We start from the raw sequence: 21,434 nt of genomic DNA, 5'->3' as shown, positions 1-21,434 counted from the left end.
CAAGGAATCCTGGATCGTGGAAACGCTGCTGACGCTCGTTATTATCCTGCTGAAAATCGTCGCCCTGCTGGCACCTCTGTTGCTAGGGGTGGCGTATCTAACTTTCGCCGAGCGCAAGGTCATTGGCTACATGCAAGTTCGGATCGGTCCGAACCGGGTTGGTCCCAAGGGGTGGTTGCAGCCCATCGCCGATGCCATGAAGCTGATGTTCAAGGAGATCATTATCCCCACCCGCGCCGATCGATTCCTGTTCCTGCTGGCGCCGGTGACTGCGTTCGGGCCGGCGCTGGCGGCTTGGGCGGTGATCCCCTTCGGCGATGGCATGCAGATTTCCCATTTGGACGCCGGCTTGCTTTACCTGCTTTCCTTGACGTCACTCGGTGTGTACGGTGTGATCATCGCCGGTTGGTCCTCGAATTCCAAATACGCTTTCCTGGGCGCGATGCGCTCGGCGGCCCAGATCGTCTCCTATGAAATCGCCATGGGTTTCGCCTTGGTCGGCGTGCTGATGGCCGCCGGCAGCCTCAATCTCAATCAGATTGTGCTGGCCCAGCAGGGCAGTCTGTTGCACTGGTATTGGTTGCCGCTGTTGCCCTTGTTCCTTGTGTACTTCATCTCCGGCGTGGCCGAGACCAACCGCGCTCCCTTCGATGTGGCCGAGGGCGAATCGGAGATCGTGGCCGGGTTCCATGTGGATTATTCCGGCATGGCCTTCGCGGTTTTCTTTCTGGCGGAATACGCCAACATGATCCTGGTGTCGGCGTTGGCATCCACCCTGTTTCTGGGTGGATGGCTGTCGCCGTTCGAGGGTATCCCGGTGCTCGGCGAATTGTTCTCTTTCGTGCCCGGCGCGCTTTGGCTGGTGATCAAGATTTCGGTCCTGCTGCTGTTTTTCCTGTGGTTCCGCGCCACCTTCCCGCGCTATCGCTACGATCAGATCATGCGCTTGGGTTGGAAGGTCTTTATCCCGGTGACGCTGGTTTGGTTGCTGGTGATTGGATTGGGTGTGTTGGCGCAGGTTGGCCCGTGGTTCGATTGAGCGGAGAAAGCGATGAATACCCTCAACACCCTTCGGCACTATTTCAAGAGTTTTGTGCTGTGGGAGCTATTGCTCGGCTTGGGAGTCACCGGCCGTTATCTGTTTGCCAAAAAGATCACGGTGCAGTATCCCGAGGAGCGTACCCCGCTGTCGCCGCGCTTCCGCGGCCTGCATGCGCTTCGCCGTTATCCCAACGGTGAAGAACGCTGTATTGCCTGCAAGTTGTGCGAGGCGGTCTGCCCGGCGTTGGCGATTACCATCGAGTCCGAGCAACGAGAGGACGGCACCCGCCGCACCACCCGTTACGATATCGATCTATTCAAGTGTATTTTTTGCGGGTTTTGCGAAGAGGCCTGCCCAGTGGACTCGATCGTGGAGACCCGGGTATTCGATTACCATTTTGAGAAGCGTGGCGAGCACATCATGACCAAGGAGAAGTTGCTTGCTCACGGCGACCGCTGGGAAGCGCAAATCGCCGCCGATCGGGCCGCCGACGCGGCCTATCGCTAGCCGACTCCCACTTGCCTAAGCAAAGAAGAAGACAGGTTCGCTCATGGGATTTGAAAAGTTTCTGTTCTACGTCTTCGCGCTGATCCTGGTATTCGCGGCGGTGCGGGTGATCACGGTCCGGAACCCGGTACATGCCGCGTTGTTCCTGGTGCTGGCCTTTTTTACCAGCGCTGCCCTGTGGTTGCTGATTGAGGCCGAGTTCCTGGCCATCACTTTGGTGCTGGTCTATGTGGGCGCGGTCATGGTGCTGTTCCTGTTCGTGGTCATGATGCTGGATCTCAATGTCGACCCAGTGCGAGAGGGTTTCATCAAGTACTTGCCGGTCGGCGCGACGGTGGCGTTGTTGATCGTGATCGAAATGGGGTTGGTGGTCGGATCCGGCTACTTTACCACCGAGCAGTACCATCTGATTTCGCACACGGCCGATTACAGCAATACCAAGGAACTGGGCAGTGTCTTATACACTTTCTACGTCTATCCGTTCGAAATCGCATCCGTGATTTTGCTGGTCGCGATCATTGCCGCCATCTCGCTGACGATGCGTCGTCGCGAGGGAACCAAGTCCCAAGATCCTGGCCAGCAGGTTCGGGTATCGTCGCGCGACAACCGGGTGAGGTTGGTGCGCATGGCGCCGGAGAAGAAGTAGTAGTGTGGTTTTTTGGCGGGGAGATCCGGTGTCGCCCGTGTACCCGCTCAGTTGTCTGACCTATTTTCACCCATTTCAAAAATACAAGGCGGGGGATAGATGATCGCGCTGACTGATTATCTCGTGCTGGGGGCGATCCTCTTTTGTCTCAGCGTGGCCGGCATTTTTCTGAACCGGAAGAACGTCATTATCCTGCTGATGTCGATCGAGTTGATGCTGCTGGCGGTGAATTTTAATTTCATCGCTTTTTCAAGGTTTCTCGGCGATACCACCGGCCAGGTCTTCGTCTTTTTCATTTTGACGGTGGCGGCGGCTGAGTCGGCTATCGGCTTGGCCATCCTGGTGGTGCTGTTCCGCAACCGCCGTACCATCAACGTCGCCGACCTTGATACGCTGAAGGGTTAGCCGCATGCAAAACGTCTATCTCGGGATTGTGCTTGCCCCACTGTTTGGCGCCATCGTCGCCGGTCTGTTCGGCCGGAAAATCGGCCGAGCCGGCGCCCACTGGGTGACCATCATCGGCGTGGCGGTTTCCTTTCTGCTGTCGCTGGTGGTGCTCCGCCATCATGTCTTGAACGGCGCCGAGCCCTACAACGAATCGCTCTACACCTGGATGGTGGTCGAAGGCATTCGCATGGAAGTCGGCTTTCTGGTGGATAACCTGACAGCGGTGATGATTTCCACCGTAACCTTCGTGTCGTTGATGGTCCATATCTACACCATCGGTTACATGCACGACGACGACGGTTATCAACGCTTCTTCAGCTATATCGCCTTGTTCACCTTCGCCATGCTGATGCTGGTGATGTCCAACAATTTCCTGCAACTATTCTTCGGCTGGGAGGGGGTGGGCTTGGTGTCCTACCTGCTGATCGGCTTCTGGTACAAACGCGAGAGCGCCATTTTCGCCAGTCTCAAGGCTTTTCTGGTTAATCGAGTTGGCGATTTTGGATTTATGCTGGGCATCGCCGCGGTGCTGATGGCTTTCAACAGCATCGACTACGCCGACGTGTTCGCCGCCGCGCCGCTGATGGCCGATATGACCGTGCAGGTGATTCCTGGCGTCGATTGGTCGCTGATGACCCTGATCTGCATCCTGCTGTTCATCGGCGCGATGGGTAAATCGGCGCAGGTACCGCTGCATGTTTGGCTGCCGGATTCGATGGAAGGCCCGACCCCGATCTCGGCGCTGATCCACGCCGCCACCATGGTGACCGCCGGTATCTTCATGGTGGCTCGCATGTCGCCATTGTTCGAGTTGTCGGAAACGGCGCTGAGCGTGGTGCTGGTCATCGGTTCGATCACCGCCTTGTTCATGGGGTTCCTTGGTATCGTCCAGAACGACATCAAGCGGGTGGTGGCTTACTCGACGCTGTCGCAGCTAGGCTATATGACTGTGGCGCTGGGTGTGTCCGCCTATTCCGCCGCTATTTTCCACTTGATGACTCACGCCTTCTTCAAGGCGTTGCTGTTCCTGGGTGCCGGCTCGGTGATCATCGCCATGCACCATGAGCAGGATATCCGTAAGATGGGTGGATTGTGGAAGTACATGCCCATTACCTGGTTCACCTTTCTGTTGGGTACCTTGGCGCTGATCGGCACGCCGGGATTCGCCGGTTTCTACTCCAAGGACAGTATCCTTGAAGCGGTGCATTACTCGCATATCGCTGGTGCCGGCTTTGCCTACTTCGCGGTGATGCTGGGCGTGTTCGTGACCTCGTTCTACTCATTCCGGTTGTACTTCCTCGTGTTCCACGGCAAGGAGCGCATGGACCATCACACCCAGGAACATTTGCACGAGACGCCGGCGGTGGTGACCGTGCCGCTGATCCTGCTGGCGATTCCCTCGGTGGTGATCGGTGCCATGGCGATCGGACCGTTGTTGTTTGGAACGGTGTTCGACGGACCCATCGTGGTATCCCCTGCACATAACGTGCTGGAGCATCTCAGGGAACACTTTCATGAAGTCGGTGGAGCATTCAATTTCGCTTTGCATGGCGTGATTGGTCTGCCCTTCATCTTGGTTCTCATCGGGCTTGGTTCGGCGTTCTATCTGTACATGATACGGCCGGATCTGCCGGATCTGATCCAACGGAAGTTCGCCACGCTGTACGACATCATGGTGCGTAAGTATCTGTTCGACGAGATTTACCAGGCGGTGTTCATGCGCGGTAGTCGGAGCTTGGGTACCGCGCTGTGGAAGTACGCTGACGCAGGCTTGATCGATGGTCTGATGGTGAACGGTACGGCACGGCTGGTGGGCTGGTTCGGCGCCATCACTCGGCAGGTGCAGACCGGTTATCTATATACCTATGCGTTTGCCATGATCGTCGGCCTGCTGGTCCTGTTGACCTGGTTCGTCACCCGCTAACCTGGAAGAAGAAAAACCATGCTGTCGGAACTGCCTCTGCTGAGTCTTGTCATCTGGTTCCCGATTCTGGGCGGCGTCGCGGTGTTGTTCGTGGGCGATGAAAACCCCGGGCGCGCCAAGGCGCTGGCGCTGACGGTGGCAATCCTGAGCTTGCTGATCAGTATCCCCTTGTACTCGTCGTTCGACCCCGCGACAGCGGCGATGCAGTTTCAGGAATTCATACCCTGGATTCCGGCCCTCAATGCCAATTATCACTTGGGCGTGGATGGGTTCTCCATGCCGCTGATCCTGCTCACCGCGTTCATGACCCTGCTGGTGGTGATCGCCGGCTGGGAGGTGGTGCAGTATCGGATTGCCCAATACATGGCTGCCTTCCTGATCATGGAAGGCCTGATGATCGGTGTATTCGCCGCGCTGGACGCCATTCTGTTCTACGTCTCTTCGAATCGATGTTGATCCCGATGTTCCTGATCATCGGGATCTGGGGAGGGCCGCGCCGGGTCTACGCCACCCTCAAGTTCTTCCTGTACACATTTCTGGGGTCGGTGTTCATGTTGATCGCTCTGATCTACATGTACAACCAGGCCGGTAGTTTCGAAATTCTCGATTTCCACAAATTGCCGCTCAGCTTGACCGAGCAGGTGCTGATTTTCTTCGCCTTCATGCTCGGCTTCGCGGTCAAGGTACCGATGTGGCCGGTGCATACCTGGCTGCCGGACGCCCATGTCGAAGCGCCCACCGGTGGTTCGGTGATTCTGGCGGCAATTACCTTGAAGATCGGCGGTTATGGCTTCCTGCGCTTCGCCCTGCCGATCACCCCGGACGCGGCGAGCATGCTGGACTGGTTGGTGATTACCATGTCGCTGGTGGCGGTGGTGTACATTGGCTTGGTGGCGCTGATTCAGCAGGATATGAAAAAGCTGATCGCCTATTCCTCAATTGCCCACATGGGTTTCGTCACCTTGGGTTTCTTCATCGTGTTCGGCATCTACCGCCACACCGGCAGCCTGAGCGGCGCGGCCATGGGTGTTGAGGGCGGCATGGTGCAGATGGTGTCGCACGGGTTTATCTCCGGCGCGTTGTTCCTCTGCGTGGGCGTGTTGTACGACCGGATGCATTCCCGCCAGATCAAGGACTACGGCGGGGTAGTCAACACCATGCCGGTGTTCGCCGCGTTCATGGTGCTGTTCGGCATGGCTAACGCGGGCTTGCCGGGCACCTCGGGTTTCATCGGCGAGTTTCTGGTGATCTTGAGCAGTTTCAAGGCCAGTTTCTGGATTGCTTTCCTGGCGGCGACCACCTTGATTCTCGGCGCGGCTTACACGCTGTGGCTGATCAAGCGGGTGATCTTCGGCGACATCGGCAACAGTCACGTCGCCGAGCTGAAGGATGTCAATAGCCGGGAAATTATCATACTGAGCCTGCTGGCGGCGGCGGTATTGTTGCTCGGCGTCTGGCCCGACCCACTGACATCCGTGATGCATGCCTCGGTGGAGAACCTACTGCAGCATGTCACTGCCTCCAAGCTGTAAGGCCTCCTGTCGCAGAGAAGAATCGGAGAATAGGGAAACCCCATGAACTTCGTCGCCCCTGATTTCGTGCCGGTGTTGCCGGAACTGTTCGTGCTGGCCATGGCGTGTTTGGTGCTGGTCGTCGATGTGTTCCTGGAACAGCGGCAACGCCACATTAGCTATGGATTGGCGCAATTGACCTTGCTGGGCGCGGCCCTGCTGACGTTGCTGACCTACGCGCAGGCGCCGGTGACCACAATGTTCGGTCACTATGTCAAGGATGCGATGGGCGATCTGCTCAAGCTGTTCATCTACCTGACCACCGCCGCTGGTTTTCTCTACTCGCGCGACTATCTGCGCCAGCGTGATCTGTTCAAGGGCGAATACTATGTACTGGGTCTGTTTGGTGTGCTCGGTATGATGGTCATGGTATCCGCCTACAGCCTGCTCAGTGTGTATCTGGGGTTGGAGTTGCTGTCGTTATCGCTTTACGCTTTGGTGGCGACCGATCGGGATTCTCCGGTTTCCTCCGAGGCCGCCATGAAGTATTTCGTCCTGGGTTCGCTGGCGTCCGGCATGTTGCTGTACGGTATCTCGATGATCTACGGCGCGACCGGCAGCGTGGATCTCCAGGTAGTAGCCGACGCCGTTGCCAGGCAAGGCGCGGACAACCTGGTCCTGGTGTTCGGACTGGTGTTTCTGGTGGTCGGATTGTCGTTCAAGCTGGGCGCGGTGCCTTTCCATATGTGGTTGCCGGATGTCTACCAAGGTGCGCCCACTTCGGTGACCCTGTACATCGGCTCGGCGCCCAAGTTGGCGGCTTTCGCCTTGATCATGCGGGTTCTGGTGGATGGCTTGGGTTCGTTGCAGGGCGATTGGCAGCAGATGCTGATCATCCTGGCGGCACTATCCATGGCGCTGGGCAACTTGGTTGCGATCGTCCAGACCAATATCAAACGGATGTTGGCCTATTCGACTATTTCCCATGTTGGATTTCTGCTGTTGGGCATTCTGGCCGGTACTCCGGAGGGCTACGCCGCAGCCATGTTTTACGCCATCGTTTACGTGTTGATGGCGGTTGGTGCCTTCGGTCTGATCATCATACTAAGTCGGACTGGCTTCGAAGCCGAAAATATCGATGACTTCAAGGGGCTGAACGACCGCAATCCATGGCTGGCTTTCCTGATGATGGTGGTCATGATGTCCATGGCCGGTATCCCGTTCATGGCCGGTTTCTACGCCAAGTGGGTCGTGTTGCAGGCGGTGGTTGATGTGGGGCTGGTGTGGTTGGCGATCCTCGGCGTGGTGTTCTCGGTGATCGGTGCATTCTATTATCTGCGGGTGGTCAAGTGCCTCTACTTCGATAAACCTGAACAGAGCGCGCCGATCGAGCTCAGTCGCGACACTGAAATTGTCATCAGTGCCAATGGGTTGCTGTTGGTGGTGCTGGGGTTGTATCCGACCGCGCTGATGAGTTGGTGTGCCACGGCATTGCTGAACTAGGCATCGTTCGGGCGTGTCGCAAGGCTTGCTGGTTGGGTTTTGGCTGGGGTTGGCGGTGGTGGCCGCCAACCTGCCTTGGCTGAGTGAGCGCTGGCTGTTCGCGATTCCGTGTCAGCGGACTAAGCCCTTTTGGTTGAGGCTGGTCGAGTGGGGATTGCTCTACGGCTTGGTCGTTGGTATAGGCTTCGGTTTCGAATACAAGACGACCGGTGTCCTGCATACGCAGGGGTGGGAGTTCTATGTAGTAACTTTGTGCCTGTTTGCGGTGAGCGCCATGCCCGGCTTTATCTATCGTCACCAACTGCGGCGCTTATTACGGCAGAATGGGCAATGAGACCAAAGCATTTGGATCAGGCATTTCGCTGCCGGACGATGCTTGGCAAACCCGCCTGACGCCTGACTTCTCTCCGATATTCTTGGTTTTCCCCGATTTTTGCTATTGTCGTTCGTCAAACCGACGATTTCGCTAATTTGGAACAGATCAGCCCCTGAGCGAGTGCCTCCGCATTGATTTGCCGCACCGCGATATAGGCGGGGCTGTCTTCGGTGCCTTTCAGTCACTGTCAGGGCGGTCATGTCAAAACAGCATCCGATTATCGCCATTACCGGTTCGTCTGGCGCCGGCACTTCGACGGTTCGGGTCGCGATGGAGCATATTTTTCGCCGGGATGGGATCAATGCCGTCATCGTCGAAGGCGACAGCTTCCATCGCCATGATCGGCTGGAAATGCAACGGCAATGCGAACAAGCTTACCAGGAGGGCCGCAATCTTAGCCACTTCGGCCCCGAGGGAAATCTGTTCGACCGCTTGGAAGCGCTGTTCATGGAGTATGGCGAGCGTGGCAGCGGACTGCGGCGCTATTACCTGCACAGCCGGGAAGAAGCTGGACGTTATGGCCAGGAGCCGGGAACGTTTTCGCCTTGGGTGCAATTACCGCCCAGGACCGACCTGCTATTCTACGAAGGCTTGCACGGCGGGGTGGTGACCGACAAGGTCAATGTCGCCCGCTATGTGGATCTGTTGATCGGGGTGGTGCCGATCGTCAATCTGGAATGGATCCAGAAAATTCACCGCGATACCGCTGAGCGGGGCTACAGCGCCGAAGCGGTAACCGACGCCATTCTGCGGCGGATGTACGATTACACTCACTATATCGTGCCGCAGTTTTCATGCACCGACATTAATTTTCAGCGGGTGCCGACGGTGGATACTTCCAACCCCTTCACCGCGCGCGATATCCCCACGCTGGATGAAAGCTTTGTGGTGATTCGTTTCAAGGACGCCCGTAAAACCCAGCCGAATTTTCCTCATCTGATTCACATGATTCACGACTCATTCATGTCGCGCCGCAACACCATCGTGGTGCCGGGTGGCAAGATGGGTTTCGCCATGGAAATCATCCTGCAACCGTTGATCGAACGGTTGGTTCGCCGGGAACTATGAAGGAAGGCCCACTCAGGCGGTACGCACGCCCTTGCGGTTCGGTAGGGATATGGTGATGCCGGCGATACCGGCCAAGGTCATCGCGCCGCCCAAAGCCAGCTTCCAGGTCAGGATATCGCCCCACAACAGCACGCCGAAGGCGACCGCCAGCACGGGGTTCAGCAGCAGTAGTGGCGTGGTGACCCCGACCGGATAACGGCCGAGCAGGTAATAGACGATGCCGTGACCGATCAGGGATGCGCCCACGGCGGAATAGACCGGCGCGGCCAGTTCCAGGGTGCTCGCCGTGCGCAGGGCGCTCCACTGTCCCTGTTCGAACAGCAGCGAGAGCAGTGCCAGTGCCGGCGTGGCGCACAGCGCGATCCAGGCTTGCAGCGCGAACACGCCGACCCCGCGCAACCGCCGCATCTGGATGGTGGCGAGTGCCATCGCCGCCGCGCCGGCGGTGACCAGTAGCAGGGCATCGAGATGGCGGAATACCACCGGATCGAAGCCGATCACCAGCACGCCGCCGAATGCCAGGGCAATACCGACCACCCGCCGAGCATCCAGGGTTTCGCCCAACAGGAATAGGGCCAGCACGGTCGAAAACGGTACGTAGAGCTGGCTGGCGATGGCGACCGAGGCGATGTCGCCACTAGCTTCCAGACCGGCGAAGATCAGGCTGAAGTGCAGAACGCCCTGCACCAGGGCAATGCCCAGTACACCACCCATCTGACCCGGAATTCGGCGCAGAAACGGCAGCAATAGCAGCAACAGGACGGCAAAACGCAGGCTGGTGAATAGGAAGGGCTGGAAGTGGGTGACTCCCGCCTTGCCGGCAATGAAGTTGAACGCCCAAGCGGTGTTCGCGAGCAGCGCCAGCAGCAGATCTCCAGGCTGCATGCCGTAACGAGCTGGAGCGTCGTCGCCGGACGACGGGTTCAGGCTTCTTCCTCCCGCTGCCACCAGACCCTTGCGGCGTGCAGGAATCGGCTATCCAGTTCCGCCGCCGCTTCAGCCGGCAGCGCGCCGGTGAGCCACCACTGTTCCTGCAATTGACGAGGGTCGTAGATTGTTTCGGTTTTGACGGCGCCGCCGGCCAGCGAGGCCGACAGGCGAGCGACCTGATACTCCATCCGCAGTGACGCGAACTCGGGCGGTGAGTCCACGCCGGCCACGATTTCCATGCAGACACACCAGGTTTGCTTGCGCTCCAGGTTGTGCGACAGGTGCGCGCGCGCGGCCTGCATTTGCTCGGGAGTACCCTCCAGTGCCTGACAGACGGCGTCGAAGCGCTGTTGCAGCGCCGCCGCCAGCGTCGTTGGCGGATCCGGCAAGGTCGCCCACTCCTGGCGGGCCAATGGAAGCAGGGTATCGTCCCGCTGAGCTTCCAACGCGGCCTCCAGCCGGGCGCATAGTTGGCCGCGTTGTTGCAAGTGCTGGAAGCTTTCCTGGACATCGGCCTGGCGCAGGAGTTTCTCTCGTTGGCCGAACCGCCGAACGGCTGCTTCGAAGCGCTGGTCGAGCGCGCGTTGTTCGGCTCTGGGAATCGGTCCGATGATCTGCCATTCGTGTTGCGCTTCCTGCAGTCGGGTGTTTGCCTGTGCCAGTTGTTCGCGGTCGATCAGGGCGAGCGACTCGATCTCTTCGCACAAGCCTAACTTGTGTGTCAAATTGGCTTGACGTTCGGCGTCGGCGGCTTGCTGTTCGGTGTGACGGCGGGCAAATATCGCATCGCAGGCGGTGCGGAAAGCTTTCCACAACGCTTGTTCTTGCCGGTAAGAGCCTTGCACGGTGGGCTGCCATTGGGCTTGTGCGAGCTTGGCGGTTTCGACGGCGACGCGCAGATCGGGGTTGTCCGCTAGGTCCTGAACCTGTTGGATCAATTGCTGGCGCCGTGCCAGCTCCCGTTGACGTTCGACGTCAAGGTGCGCGTCCAAGCGCCGCAGGAGCTGTTGGAAACGACGGTCGATGGTCTTGCGGTCGGCGCGGTTGACCGGTCCGAGTTGGTGCCATTGTTCGCGGGCACGACGGCACAGTCGATCGGCCTCGCGCCAGTCCACTTGCCGCCAGTCGGTTGCCGCCTCGAACTGTTCCAGTTGCTCGCAAAGCGCCACTTTCTGGTCGAAATTGTGCTGGCGCTCGCGGGTCTGGGCCTCGAAATAGGCTTGGCACGGGGCGTAGGCACGCTCGCAGGCGTTGTTGAAACGGTTCCACAGCCCCTTGGGCGCACCGCCTTCGTGATGATCCAGTTCTTTCCAGGCCGTACGGATTTGTTGAATGCGCTGGGCAATGTCGGCCGGATCGATGTCGAGGTCGATCAGGTTTTCGGCGGCAACGCAAAGCTGCTCCCGAGCCTGACTGGCACCCCAGCGCCGCCAGCCGCGCAGTTCGCCGATGCGCGCGGCGCAGGATTGCAACCGTTCCTCGATCGCCGCCATTTGCCCCCGACTCAGGCCGATGTTGTGTTTGATCTGGTGGCGCACTTGTTCCTGCAATTGGGTGGCCTGCTGCAATTCACCATCCTCGACCGCCGTTTCGAGCTGGCTCACTCGGTCCTGGATGTCTTGCCATTCCTGATCGCGATGCTGAACCTGTCGTTGCTGGCGGGCGCGCAGTTTGTCGAGTAGGCCGTCGAAACGGCTTTGCAGATCGTTGGCGAGGGCCGGCGACTCCGGTCGTTCCAGTCCTTCCCAGCGCTGACGCAGTTGCTTCAAATCGGTATCGCGCACTTCGCTGGGTTGCTGGAGCAAGGTTTCGCCTTGCGCCAGCATTTCGCGTAAGCGTTCGGTGCGAACATGGTTGCGCTGCAGGAGGCGTTCTTGTTCTTCGATGTCTTGAACCAGTTGTTGGAACCGCGTTGTTTGCCGTCGGCTTTCGCTGTCTTGGGCAGGGCCGTGACGGGGTCCAGGTGGTGGGGGCCTCGGTGGTGGCGTATTGGATCTCCGCGTCCAATTCTGAGTTGGATTCGCTGTGTTGGCGCAGCCGTTCCAGCAAGGATTCCAGCGTGGCGAGCAGTTCCAGCCGTTGAGTTCGGCGGTTGGCGCTGGCTTGGCGTTCGGCCAGAAACCGGCCGCGAGCTTGCGTGTAGCGTGCCTGAAGTTCGGGCGAAGCGTCGATTTCCTGCTCACGCCATTCCTGTTCCAGTTTGGGAAATCGGCCCGCGTTGAGGCCACTTTCGCCATCCCAATTTAGACATTCCATTTCGACGCACAGTCGCTCCAGGCTCAAGGTGCGCGCCTGTTCGGTGTGCAGGGCATCCAAGCGTTCCCGTGCCCGGCGGTGCAGGCGCTTGTCGCGGTTACGGCTCTGGCGGGCGATCCGATCGAGCAGTTCAGGAGCATGCACGCGTTCCAGCGCCGCCAGCCGTAAGTCTGGATAGGAATTCTGCGTGGCGATGTCGGCCAGTGTGGGTTCCAGGTCAATCCGCTCCAGCGCCGCCAACCGCAATTCGGGCTCGACCGCCTGTTGCAGTAAGAATTCCACCAGGTTGACATCCGGGTCGCCCCGCAGCCGTTCCAAGCGGCTGGCCAGTGTCGGGCCACCGGCGACTTTGCCCGCTAACAACGCATGGTAGCGCGCCTGGGCAGCATCCCGAAGGTCCACGTCGGTATCCTCGTCGGCGATGCGGCGCAATAGCTCAAGATCGCCGAGTCGCTCCAGCGCGGCGCGGCGGACGGCCGGATCAGGGTCCTGTCGAGCCAGATCGAGCAGTTTCGGATCATTGCTGTCCAGATTCCGCAGGGATTGCTTACGGCTTTCAGGGTTGGCTTGTTGCCACTTGGGTTTGAGGAAACGGCTCAGGATCATGAGGAGATCGATATGGCTCGGGGGTGGGGTGAAGCCCTGCCGGTTCGGGTGGGTTCGATCGATATCCGGCAGCTAATTTTGCCACCTACTTTAGCATACCGGCTCGGATTTGGTGCTGCGGTGCGATAGGTATTGCCGTATCGCAACCCTCTTAAGGTCGGCGTGGCGCCGGATGTTGGCTTTAGGATGTTTGCACTACTTGCGTTTGCTATACAGTGAAATCCACGGAAAGCGCAAAGTGAAATGATATTAAGGTGATAGCCGATTGAGGAGCATGTCATGAGCGAGCAGACCCACGAGAATGAGTCCGACTCCATGACCAGTCCGGTCAGGGCGGCGGTGGACCAGGCACAGCGGGAAACCGGCCATTTGGTGGATTCGCTGGTCAGGGAAGGCGAGAAGCTTCGGGGTCAGGCGTTGAAGATGACCGAAGAGAAGACTGGCAAGATCAAGAGATGGGTTGGTGAGGCCCGTGGCCGGCTCGGAGATGCCAAGGATAAGACGAGCAGTACGCTGGATAGCCTGGAGCAATTGTTCGAGGAGCGGGTGGCGCGGGCGCTGACGCGGTTAGGCGTGCCGACCCGCGATGAGTTGCAGGTTATCGCCAAGCGTTTGGAGGGTATTAATAAGCGTATTCAGGCCATCGCCAATCAGCGGAAAGTGGCCGTGATGACCACCCGTACGGAGGAGGAGAAAGATGATCTTAAGATGATCAACGGCATCGGCCCGGCGCTGGAAGGCAAGTTGAACGCTGCTGGCTTTTGCGCTTATCGGCAGATCGCCAATCTGACCGATGCCGACGTCAATCGCTTGGAAGCCGAGGTGATCCATCTCAGTGGCCGGATTCACCGCGATGACTGGATCGGCCAGGCTAAGGCGTTACACGTTCGAAAATACGGGGACGAAGCACTGTAGGGCCTGGTCCGATCGGAGCGCCGATCTTGGATGAAACAATCCGGTCCGCGTAAGTCGGCCCGAATGGCGGGGACCAGAACTGCCCCGCCATTGGGCTGGGGCAGCCGCATTTGACGGAATGAGATCAGGCGTTGAGGTCGGGAATAAGCCTGCTTTCCAGATGTGCGATCATGTCCTTGAGCATTAGCTTGCGCTTTTTCAATCGCTTCAATTCAAGCTCGTCGACCAGCGGATCTTTGGCCAGGCGGGCGATCACATCGTCCAGATCGCGATGCTCTGTCCGCAGTTCGACGAGCCGGTGTTTGTAGTGTTCGATGTCACTGCTCTCCATTGTGGTGTTCTCCGAAGCAGGGCGGTTTTTTTTTGTCAGGCGCGGCAAAGCGGGACCGGGCAGGCTCCCGACGCGCGGCGCTGATCGTGATCACAACCGGGGGAGTCTAGTCCTACGCCGAACGACCGGCAAGATGTCCGACTTGGCGCAACCGTGTCGATTTCAGGTAAAGTCAGCGCGCTGAACATGGTTTCCGAGGTGATGGGGCGATGACGGTTGCGATCAAGAAACAGCAGGTCAATTTCAACAAGCTTCAGAAGCGGTTGCGGCGGAGCGTCGGTCAGGCAATTCAGGATTTCAACATGATCGAGGATGGCGACCGAGTGATGGTCTGCCTGTCCGGCGGCAAGGATTCCTTTGTCATGCTCGACATTCTGCGCAAGCTACAGGCGCGGGCGCCGGTGCGCTTCGAACTGGTCGCGGTCAATCTCGATCAGAAGCAGCCCGGCTTTCCCGAGCATGTGCTGCCGGAATATCTCCAAGGCATCGGTGTGCCGTTCCATATCATCGAGCAGGATACCTACAGCGTGGTCAAGCGGGTGGTCCCGGAGGGCAAAACCACTTGCGGCTTGTGTTCGCGGTTGCGGCGCGGGACCCTGTATACCTTCGCCAAGGAGCACGGCATGACGCGGATCGCGTTGGGTCATCACCGCGACGATATTCTGGAAACCCTGTTCTTGAACCTGTTTCACGGCGGCAAACTCAAGGCCATGCCCCCCAAACTGCTGAGCGACGACGGTCGACATGTGGTGATCCGGCCGTTGGCCTATTGCCGGGAGCGTGATCTGGCCGCCTACGCCGAGGCCCGGCAATTTCCGATCATTCCCTGCAACCTATGCGGTTCGCAACCCAATCTACAGCGCCAAGCGATCAAAGCCATGCTGCGGCAGTGGGAAAAGCAGTTTCCGGGACGGATCGAGAACCTGTTCGCCGCGCTGCGGAACGTGGTGCCTTCGCATCTGGCCGATACCGGCTTGTTCGATTTCGCCGGGTTGGGCGCGCGCAACGGCGGCCGGGTACCGGAGTGGTTGCCCGGCGGAGGCGATGGCGCCGCGGAAGAATGGAATGAGGAGGAAAATGAGGCATTGTTGGTCGATGGGAGCGCTAAATCGCATGTCAAGGAAGTGCGATTGCCCTTGCCGACCCTGCGGCGAGTTTGACGCTGTTTGAAATTCGCTGCTATGTTTCACCGATTATGACACGCCGGCTTGGCCTGATCGCATCCTTCCCGCCCCGTTAGCCGGTTCCACACAAGGAGATCACCCTCTATGAAGCAGCAATTGTTGGCGTTGGTCGCGGCGCTCGGTCTGGCCGTGGGTGGCGTAACCGCACAGGCGGCCGATACCGTCAAGATCGGCCTGATGGCGCCGTTGACCGGATCCTGGGCTAGCGAAGGCCAGGGCATGAAGAAGATCGTCGAACTGCTGGCCGAACAGCAGAACGCCAAGGGTGGTGTGTTGGGCAAGCAGATCGAGGTGGTGACCGAAGACGATGGCGGCGACCCGCGCACCGCCTCGCTGGCCGCGCAACGCCTGACCACTCGGGGCGTGGTGGGGGTGATCGGTACCTACGGTTCTTCGGTGACTGAAGCCAGCCAGGCGATCTACGATGAAGTCAAGTTACCCCAGATCGCCAATGGTTCCACCGCTATCCGCCTGACCGAAAAAGGCTTCAAGCATTTCTTCCGCACCGCGCCGCGCGACGACGAACAGGGTCGCATGGCGGCGCGGACCATCGACAAGCTGGGTTTCAAGAAGGTCGCCATTCTGCACGACAATACCTCCTACGCCAAGGGTTTGGCGGATGAAGCCAATGCCTTGCTGAAGGATCAAGGCGCGGAGGTGGTGTTTTTCGATGCGCTGACTCCCGGCGAACGCGATTACACCGCTATTTTGACCAAGCTGAAGGGCGCCAATCCCGACGTGGTGCTGTTCACCGGCTACTATCCCGAAGCCGGTCTGCTGCTGCGCCAGAAGAAGGACATGAACTGGCAGGTGCCGTTTCTGGGTGGTGATGCCACCAATAATGTCGATCTGGTCAAGATTGCCGGCAAGGAGGCCGCCGAAGGTTTCTACTTCCTCAGCCCGCCGCAACCGCGGGATCTGGATACGCCGGATGCGGCGGCATTTCTGGCCGATTACCAGAAAAAATATAACGAGTTGCCTCCCTCGATCTGGGCGATGCTGGCCGGAGACGGTTTCCGGGTGATGGTGGCCGGCATCGCCGGTGCCAAGTCCACCGATAGCGACAAGATCGCCGCATACCTGCATAAGGATCTCAAGGATTATCCAGGCTTGAGTGGGCCGATCTCCTTCGACGCCAAGGGCGACCGCGAGGGTGAGGTGTATCGGGTCTACAAGGTGGATGCCGAAGGCAATTTCGTGTTGCAGAAGCTGTAAGTCGTTGTCGCGGTTCCTTCCTCCTGGCTTGGAGGGAACCGCCACGACCGCGCGAATAGTTGTCGTCATCGCGACGTTCCCTGTTCTCCAACCTGAATCCCAGCGAACTCGTGGAAGAATTTTTCCAGCAACTCACCAATGGCCTTGCCGTGGGCGGCATCTATGCCCTGATCGCTTTGGGCTACACCATGGTTTATGGTGTGCTCAAACTGATCAACTTTGCCCATGGTGACCTGTTCACCTATGGGGCCTACCTGGGGTTGACTCTGCTGACTTCGCTGGCGCTCACCGACCGCTTGGGTTTCGCCCTGGGTGTACTGGTGCTGGCACTGATGGTGATGGGGTTGGTGGCGGTTCTCGGCGCGATTCTGGAGCGAGCCGCGTATCGTCCCTTACGGGAATCGCCCCGCTTGTCGGCGGTGGTGTCGGCGCTGGGCGCGTCGATCTTTCTGCAAAATGCGTTGATGCTGCTTTATGGCGCACGTTTCCAGGTCTATCCCGACGACATCCTGCCCACCGCCACGCTGAATGTATTCGGCTTGTACCTGCCGTTGATGCGGGTGCTGATCGTATTGGCCTCGGTGCTGATGATGGTTGCGTTGTATCTGTTCATTCAGAAGACCCGGATCGGGGCCGCCATCCGCGCGGCGGCGATCGATCAGGGCGCGGCGCGGCTGATGGGTATCGACGTGAACCGGGTGATCCTGCTGGTGTTCCTGATGGGGCCGGCGCTGGGTGGCGCCGCCGGGTTGATGGTGGGGCTGTACTACGGCCAGATCAATTTCACCATGGGTTGGGTCTACGGTATGAAGGCCTTCACCGCCGCGATCCTGGGCGGTATCGGCAATATCCCCGGCGCGATGGTGGGCGGGCTGTTGCTGGGTGTGATCGAAGCACTTGGCGCGGCCTATATTTCCATCGCCTGGAAGGATGCCATTGCTTTTCTGGTATTGATCCTGATCCTGATCGTTCGACCCACCGGTTTGCTGGGCGAACGGGTGGCGGACAAGATATGAAGGGGGCAGGGGAACAGGCCATGGCGGATAAAACCGATGAAGCACGGTAAACCATTCGTCGTGGTGGTGCTTGCCGCGCTATTGGCCGCCGCGCCGCTGTTTCTCAACGCCTACCAGGTGGACGTACTCAACAGCATCGGTCTATACGGGCTGCTGGCACTGGGTCTCAACCTCATTCTGGGTGAGGCTGGCTTGTTCAATATGGGCCATGCCGCCTTTTACGCGGTGGGCGCCTATACCGCCGCCATTCTGAACACTCGCTATCAGATTCCGATCTTGTGGACCTTGCCGCTGAGCGGTTTGGCCGCCGGTCTGTTTGCGCTGGCGGTGGCGCGGCCGGTGGTGCATCTGCGTGGCGATTATCTGCTGATCGTCACCATCGGCGTCGGCGAAATCGTGCGCATCGCCCTGGTGAATGACATCTTCGGCATGACCGGTGGCGCCAACGGTATTTTTGGCATCAGCCGCCCCCAGTTGTTCGGTATCGTCATCCGTCGGCCACAGGAGTTTTTCTACCTGATTTGGGGTTGTGTGGCGCTGACCATTGTTCTGTTTCTGCGGCTGAAGCAGTCGCGGTTCGGACGGGCGCTCAACTACCTGCGTGAGGACGAGGTGGCGGCGGAGGGCAGTGGCATCAACACCGCGTACTACAAGCTGGCCGCATTTGGCCTAGGCGCGGCTTGGGCGGGCATGGCTGGTACCCTGTTCGCGGCCAAAATGACCATCATTTCCCCAGAGTCGTTCAATTTCTGGGAATCGGTGGTGCTGTTTATGATCGTGATTCTTGGCGGAGCAGGCAATATCGTCGGCGTCCTGCTGGCGGCTTTCTTGGTTATCGGCTTGCCGGAATTATTCCGCGAGTTTGCCAGCGCCCGCATGTTGGTGTTCGGTCTGGTGATGGTCGTGATGATGGTGTTCCGACCGCAGGGTTTGTTGCCGGCGAGGGGAGGGCGATTTTCACCGATAACCCTGGCTAGGGGGCGTGGATGATGGGGGCGCCCTCTGTTGTATCCGGTCGGCCGGCCGCTACTGTAACGCCGTTACTGACGCTCCAGGGGTTGACCAAAACTTTTGGTGGTCTGACGGCTGTCGATGCGGTGTCCTTCGTCGTCGAGGAAGGCTCGGTGGTGGGTCTGATCGGCCCCAACGGCGCCGGCAAGACCACGGTATTCAATCTGATTACTGGCAACTATCGACCCGACCGGGGGCGAATCGAATTCGCCGGCACCTCGCTGGCCGGGTTGCGCACCCATCGCATCATCGCCCTTGGTATTGCCCGCACCTTCCAGAACATTCGGTTATTCCAGCGCTTGACCGTGCTGGAGAACGTGCTGGCCGGTTGCCATTACCAGATGCGGGGTGGAATCCTCGCCGCCATGTTGCGGTTGCCAACCCAGCGACGCGAGGAAAACGACGCCATGGGCCGGGCCTTGAAGGAGCTGGAATTTGTCGGCCTGCGCCAGCAGGCGCTGACCTTGGCGAAAAATCTAGCCTACGGCGATCAGCGGCGGTTGGAAATTGCTCGGGCGTTGGCGACCCGACCGCGATTGCTGGTGCTGGACGAACCGGCCGGCGGCATGAACGAACAGGAAACCGAGGCGTTGATTGGCTTGATCGCCCGCATTCGAGAGCGCGGAATTACCATTTTATTGATCGAACACGACATGCGCTTGGTGATGCGCGCCTGCGAAAAATTGGTGGTGCTGGAAAACGGCGGCAAAATCGCCGAAGGCGCACCGGAGCAGGTGCGCCGCGATCCCAAGGTGATCGAGGCTTATCTGGGCACCGAGGACGAGGTGTAACGCGAACCCGTGAAGGAGCCCTGACCATGACCGCAACCGCCCTCAAATTCGCGACTTACGAAGACCTGTTCGATCTGCCTGAGAATCTGGTGGGCGAGATCATTCACGGGCAATTGATCACGCAACCGCGCCCCGCGCCGAGACATGCCTTGGCCAGTTCTTCCATGGGCGACGAGTTGATCAGTCCCTTCCACAAAGGGCGCGGAGGTCCCGGTGGCTGGTGGATCCTGTTCGAGCCGGAGTTGCACTTGGGACCGCATATCCTGGTGCCCGATCTGGCCGGCTGGCGGCGGGAGCGGATGCCGGAGTTGCCTGACATGGCCTACTTTACTTTGCCCCCCGACTGGGTGTGCGAAGTGCTCTCGCCGGGCACGGCCCGAATCGACCGGGCGGATAAAATGCCTATTTATGCTGTGCAGGGCATCTCGTTTCTATGGTTGGTCGATCCGACCCCATGTACCCTGGAGATATTTGTACTGCGCGACGGGTACTGGTTGCTGGAGCATGTTTATCAGCAGGATGATGAAGTGCGCGCCCCACCTTTTGAAGCGATCTCGTTTTTCGTTGGGGGTGTTGTGGACGTGACCGTTTTACTCCCTTTCTTGATGGTTCACCTGATAGTCTCTTGGCTTTGCTGGGTGCCACTGAACTGAGGCAGATCATGGTTGGCGAATCTCCAAATCTCTTCAACGCTCTTTTTAAATATCATCCTCGGGATGGATATGCTCCTCGGGAGAATTTTCTCACGGAAGCGATAGCTTACATTCTGAAGACGGAACCATTCGCAGCGGAGGCGTGGTTTTCGCTAATGCTTGACCGTACCGTAAAAGTAGTCGAAGTTGATGTTTTAACTCAGAACTCCGAACGTACCGAAGATGGAGAGCCGGCGGTTATTCCTGATCTTAGAGGCTGTTTGGAAATGTCCGCCTCAAGCCAGGCGCTTCAACATGATGCGGGTCATGGCGATGCAGATCCAAGCCTCGTCCGTCCGAGTGAGTCGCTCGTAGCTCTTGCTCAGGCGGCGGGAGTGGTTCAGCCAGCCGAAGGTGCGTTCCACCACCCAGCGCCGGGGCAGCAGCACGAACTTCCGGCTCTCCTTGGGGCGCGGCACCACCGCCAAGCGGAATTTGAACCGCGCCGCGACCCAGTCCACCAACGCTCCCGCGTCAGCCTCCATCCACCCAGACCTTCCTCAGCTTCTTGCAGCCGCCCGGCAGATGGCGCAGCAGCAGACGGGCGCCGTCGCGGTCTTGCACGCGGGCGGCGGTCACCACGACCGCCAGCAACAGCCCCAGCGTGTCCACCAGGAGGTGGCGCTTGCGCCCGTTGACCTTCTTCCCGGCGTCGTAGCCCCTCGGCCCCGGCACCGTCGTGCATTTGACGCTCTGGCTGTCCAAGCAGCCCGCCGTCGGGTGCTTGTGCCGACCGCCCTTCCGCCGCAGCCGCGAACGCAGGGCGTGGTTGAGACGCTCCCAGGTCCCGTCGCGCAACCAGCGATGGAAGTAGTAGTAGACCGCATTCCACGCCGGGAGCTCGCGGGGCATCTGCCGCCATTGGCAGCCGGTCTTCAGTACGTAGAGGATCGCGTTCACTACTTGGCGCAAGCTCACCTCCCTGGGCCTACCGACCGAGAAAGCCGGCAACAGGGGCTTCAGGCAGCGCCACGCCCCCCTCGGTTGCTCGGATAGCGCTTCTTGCGTTTTTTTTGGCTCATGTCCGTCAAAATGCCGCTACGCTAACTTACACGAGCGAATTTCCAAACAGCTTCTTAGAAGCTGTACAAAAAATTAACAAATTGATATTATTATAGTATTTTTGATAAAATAAGCCAAAATCCGGCGATTATTTTAATTTCAGAGATTCTATTCGAGGTGCTGCATGGCTTGGCCAAAAGAAATTCCTGGTAAGAGGTATCCCAGTGATTTGACAGATGAAGAATGGGAAATCTTGGAGCCGATTTTAAAAAAAGCCGATCCTTATACGACAGGTCGGCCCCGTAAAGTCGATCTCCGCGAAGTGATAAATGCCATTTTTTTACCTGAACAAGACGGGTTGTCAATGGCGGCATTTGCCTAAAGATTTTCCCCACTATACCTTAATTAGTTACTATTATCACAAATGGGTTGACAATCATACTATCGAGCAAATCAACACA

The 21,434-nt window shown here is 58.8% G+C and carries 21 protein-coding genes and 2 pseudogenes; 18 read left to right on the top strand and 5 right to left on the bottom strand.

Annotated features, from left to right (window positions below; genetic code table 11):
• Positions 1-13: 13 nt before the first annotated feature.
• From nuoH to E4P82_RS02635, 9 genes and pseudogenes are all read left to right on the top strand, one after another.
• Positions 14-1,039, top strand: coding sequence for an NADH-quinone oxidoreductase subunit NuoH (nuoH, locus tag E4P82_RS02675; protein ID WP_312914014.1), 1,026 nt, complete (start codon positions 14-16; stop codon positions 1,037-1,039).
• Between the two features lie 12 nt (positions 1,040-1,051).
• Positions 1,052-1,549, top strand: a complete 498-nt coding sequence (nuoI, locus tag E4P82_RS02670; RefSeq protein WP_169247452.1) for an NADH-quinone oxidoreductase subunit NuoI — start codon at positions 1,052-1,054, stop codon at positions 1,547-1,549.
• Positions 1,550-1,592: 43 nt separating this feature from the next.
• Positions 1,593-2,195, top strand: a complete 603-nt coding sequence (locus tag E4P82_RS02665; protein ID WP_169247451.1) for an NADH-quinone oxidoreductase subunit J — start codon at positions 1,593-1,595, stop codon at positions 2,193-2,195.
• 99 nt (positions 2,196-2,294) lie between these two features.
• A complete protein-coding gene (gene nuoK / locus E4P82_RS02660; protein ID WP_169247450.1) occupies positions 2,295-2,600 on the top strand; it encodes an NADH-quinone oxidoreductase subunit NuoK in 306 nt (101 codons plus the stop codon).
• A gap of 4 nt (positions 2,601-2,604) precedes the next feature.
• A complete protein-coding gene (gene nuoL / locus E4P82_RS02655; protein ID WP_169247449.1) occupies positions 2,605-4,566 on the top strand; it encodes an NADH-quinone oxidoreductase subunit L in 1,962 nt (653 codons plus the stop codon).
• 18 nt (positions 4,567-4,584) lie between these two features.
• A pseudogene (locus tag E4P82_RS02650) lies at positions 4,585-6,098 on the top strand (NADH-quinone oxidoreductase subunit M).
• Positions 6,099-6,140: 42 nt separating this feature from the next.
• Entirely contained in the window at positions 6,141-7,580 is a 1,440-nt protein-coding gene (gene nuoN / locus E4P82_RS02645) for an NADH-quinone oxidoreductase subunit NuoN (RefSeq protein WP_169247448.1), read from the top strand.
• A 25-nt stretch (positions 7,581-7,605) separates the two neighbouring features.
• Positions 7,606-7,914 carry a DUF2818 family protein gene (locus E4P82_RS02640; protein ID WP_246327322.1) on the top strand — a complete coding sequence of 103 codons (309 nt, stop codon included), beginning with the start codon at positions 7,606-7,608 and terminating at the stop codon, positions 7,912-7,914.
• 240 nt (positions 7,915-8,154) lie between these two features.
• Entirely contained in the window at positions 8,155-9,024 is an 870-nt protein-coding gene (locus tag E4P82_RS02635; protein WP_169247446.1) for a phosphoribulokinase, read from the top strand.
• 12 nt (positions 9,025-9,036) lie between these two features.
• On the opposite strand, the gene E4P82_RS02630 is transcribed toward E4P82_RS02635, so the two are convergent.
• From E4P82_RS02630 to E4P82_RS21690, 3 genes are all read right to left on the bottom strand, one after another.
• The gene (locus tag E4P82_RS02630; RefSeq protein ID WP_169247445.1) at positions 9,037-9,909 is read right to left on the bottom strand and encodes a DMT family transporter; all 873 of its coding nucleotides are present in this window, start codon (positions 9,907-9,909) and stop codon (positions 9,037-9,039) included.
• A 38-nt stretch (positions 9,910-9,947) separates the two neighbouring features.
• Positions 9,948-11,447 carry a DUF349 domain-containing protein gene (locus tag E4P82_RS02625; protein ID WP_246327328.1) on the bottom strand — a complete coding sequence of 500 codons (1,500 nt, stop codon included), beginning with the start codon at positions 11,445-11,447 and terminating at the stop codon, positions 9,948-9,950.
• A gap of 76 nt (positions 11,448-11,523) precedes the next feature.
• Positions 11,524-12,816, bottom strand: coding sequence for a hypothetical protein (locus tag E4P82_RS21690; RefSeq protein ID WP_246327321.1), 1,293 nt, complete (start codon positions 12,814-12,816; stop codon positions 11,524-11,526).
• 279 nt (positions 12,817-13,095) lie between these two features.
• On the opposite strand from E4P82_RS21690, the gene E4P82_RS02620 reads away from it, so the two are divergent.
• A complete protein-coding gene (locus E4P82_RS02620; RefSeq protein WP_169247443.1) occupies positions 13,096-13,731 on the top strand; it encodes a phasin family protein in 636 nt (211 codons plus the stop codon).
• 124 nt (positions 13,732-13,855) lie between these two features.
• Here the strand turns inward: E4P82_RS02620 and E4P82_RS02615 are convergent, their stop codons facing one another.
• Positions 13,856-14,062 carry a YdcH family protein gene (locus E4P82_RS02615; RefSeq protein ID WP_169247442.1) on the bottom strand — a complete coding sequence of 69 codons (207 nt, stop codon included), beginning with the start codon at positions 14,060-14,062 and terminating at the stop codon, positions 13,856-13,858.
• A 209-nt stretch (positions 14,063-14,271) separates the two neighbouring features.
• On the opposite strand from E4P82_RS02615, the gene ttcA reads away from it, so the two are divergent.
• The 6 genes from ttcA (at position 14,272) to E4P82_RS02585 (ending at position 19,932) form a co-directional block, all read left to right on the top strand.
• Entirely contained in the window at positions 14,272-15,222 is a 951-nt protein-coding gene (ttcA, locus tag E4P82_RS02610) for a tRNA 2-thiocytidine(32) synthetase TtcA (protein ID WP_169247441.1), read from the top strand.
• Between the two features lie 108 nt (positions 15,223-15,330).
• Complete coding sequence (locus E4P82_RS02605) at positions 15,331-16,461, top strand: branched-chain amino acid ABC transporter substrate-binding protein (RefSeq protein ID WP_169247440.1); 1,131 nt, start codon at positions 15,331-15,333, stop codon at positions 16,459-16,461.
• 110 nt (positions 16,462-16,571) lie between these two features.
• On the top strand, positions 16,572-17,477 hold the full coding sequence (locus E4P82_RS02600) for a branched-chain amino acid ABC transporter permease (RefSeq protein WP_169247535.1): 906 nt from the start codon (positions 16,572-16,574) through the stop codon (positions 17,475-17,477).
• A 36-nt stretch (positions 17,478-17,513) separates the two neighbouring features.
• Positions 17,514-18,467, top strand: coding sequence for a branched-chain amino acid ABC transporter permease (locus E4P82_RS02595; protein WP_169247439.1), 954 nt, complete (start codon positions 17,514-17,516; stop codon positions 18,465-18,467).
• Positions 18,467-19,279, top strand: a complete 813-nt coding sequence (locus E4P82_RS02590) for an ABC transporter ATP-binding protein (protein WP_169247534.1) — start codon at positions 18,467-18,469, stop codon at positions 19,277-19,279. Before E4P82_RS02595 ends, E4P82_RS02590 begins: the two co-directional genes overlap by 1 nt.
• 26 nt (positions 19,280-19,305) lie before the next feature.
• A complete protein-coding gene (locus tag E4P82_RS02585) occupies positions 19,306-19,932 on the top strand; it encodes a Uma2 family endonuclease (protein ID WP_169247438.1) in 627 nt (208 codons plus the stop codon).
• A 275-nt stretch (positions 19,933-20,207) separates the two neighbouring features.
• Here the strand turns inward: E4P82_RS02585 and E4P82_RS02580 are convergent.
• Positions 20,208-20,993 (bottom strand): annotated as a pseudogene (locus E4P82_RS02580) (IS5 family transposase).
• Between the two features lie 164 nt (positions 20,994-21,157).
• On the opposite strand from E4P82_RS02580, the gene E4P82_RS02575 reads away from it, so the two are divergent.
• Both E4P82_RS02575 and E4P82_RS23490 read left to right on the top strand, forming a co-directional pair.
• A complete protein-coding gene (locus E4P82_RS02575; protein WP_169247437.1) occupies positions 21,158-21,355 on the top strand; it encodes a transposase in 198 nt (65 codons plus the stop codon).
• Positions 21,303-21,434, top strand: a 132-nt coding sequence (locus tag E4P82_RS23490; RefSeq protein WP_169247436.1) for a transposase, incomplete at its 3' end; no start/stop codon positions are given. The genes E4P82_RS02575 and E4P82_RS23490, both read left to right, overlap by 53 nt.

Source organism: Candidatus Competibacter phosphatis, assembly GCF_012939995.1.
Classification (GTDB): domain Bacteria; phylum Pseudomonadota; class Gammaproteobacteria; order Competibacterales; family Competibacteraceae; genus Competibacter; species Competibacter phosphatis.
The sequence above is the reverse complement of the archived record's forward strand: the minus strand, read 5'-3'. Positions and strand labels throughout refer to the sequence as shown.